Raw genomic sequence first — 1380 nt, 5'->3', positions numbered from 1 at the left:
AAACATAATAAACAACACCACAACAAAATTAATAAACCGCTTGTTAATAATAATTATCAAATGCAAAAATACATACAAATAGCCTTTAAAGAAGATTGAGAATTAGAATAGAGACAAAGCATGACATTCTTAATAATCTTAAATTACTGAAAGAACACATAACGTCTTATATAGGATAGGTAACCATCAGTATGGAGACAAATGAGATTATGTTTAAATTAGAAGGAACGGTGCTATTTTCCCCTACGCAACGTTGCTTAAATGGTCCTGACGGCTCGGTGGTAATATTAACTGAAAATAATCTTAGGTTTTTACAACTGCTACTTAGTGGTGTAACAGAAAAAGAGCAGATTATTAATCAGGTATGGAAAGAACAACGCGGAGCTGTAAGTGAAAGTAGCTACTACGGGCAGCTCTATATGTTGCGAAAAGCATTTCTTCAGGTCGGGCTGAAAGAATCACTTATTCATACCATCCCACGTAAAGGTGTCCGCTATACCGGTTCTGTTAGTCAGATTGTCATCAATGATGAAGCTGAACAACAAATGCACCCAGACCCCCTTATCACTGCTGCATCTAATAAGGAGCAGCTTGCGCCAGTAACTCAACCATTCAAGCCAGGGGCTGGCGTAATATCCCCTGTCGCGACACAACAAAGTTTTTTACACAGTTACCGTTGGAAGAAACTTATTTCTCTGTTGGCCTTTTTCTCTTTCTGCTGGCTCTCATTTCTCACAACGCTAATTATTATCATCTTGTTTAATGGGGATAAACCGCACTCCGGATAGTAATAATAAGATGAGGGTAATTTTAAAAGATTAAATGATGGTAATAAAAAGGCCAACGTTCAAAAAAAACAGTTAAATAGTTGTCACTACCAGCGAGACTGATTATATCGAGTCGGTTCGGATCGAGTCGGATCGGATAGTAGCTAAATAACGAGAAGTAGACTCTTTACATCTCAAATCTTAAAAATAGGGAAGACTCCCTTATCATTTAAAAGGAAAACTAACATGATGGATTTAATCACTAAAGGTTACGTTGTTACTCAACTTAAAACTCAAGAGTTTTTGAAAGACAATCGTGGTTCTATTATTGAGTACGTTATGGTGATTGCATTGGCAGGCGTATTTATTACGTTGGCAAGGCCAACCCTAATCACCTTAGTACAAGGGGCCATTGATAGTGCCAGAACAGCAATAGCGCCAACAGCGGGCTAAGTATCGCAGCGTAATATTAATATTTATCAGGCTTTTCACATGGCAACTTACCGTTGCCATGTTTTTATTGTAGGAAAAATGATGGATGTAATAAAATTATCCTTAATAATACTGCTAGCATTACAGCTACTGCTCGTTTGTTATAGCGATATATGCAACC

At 37.4% G+C, this 1380-nt stretch carries 2 protein-coding genes; both read left to right on the top strand.

The window, feature by feature from the left end; all coding sequences use genetic code 11:
* The first annotated feature begins 191 nt into the window (after positions 1-191).
* A complete protein-coding gene (locus V1952_RS21850; RefSeq protein WP_420075549.1) occupies positions 192-788 on the top strand; it encodes a winged helix-turn-helix domain-containing protein in 597 nt (198 codons plus the stop codon).
* Positions 789-1013: 225 nt separating this feature from the next.
* Positions 1014-1220: a pilus assembly protein gene (locus tag V1952_RS21845; protein ID WP_420075548.1), complete on the top strand. Its 207-nt coding sequence runs from the start codon at positions 1014-1016 to the stop codon at positions 1218-1220.
* The last annotated feature ends 160 nt before the right edge of the window (positions 1221-1380 follow it).

It is taken from the genome of Yersinia sp. 2542 StPb PI (assembly GCF_048593855.1).
Lineage (GTDB): Bacteria > Pseudomonadota > Gammaproteobacteria > Enterobacterales > Enterobacteriaceae > Yersinia > Yersinia enterocolitica_E.
The sequence above is the reverse complement of the archived record's forward strand: the minus strand, read 5'-3'. Positions and strand labels throughout refer to the sequence as shown.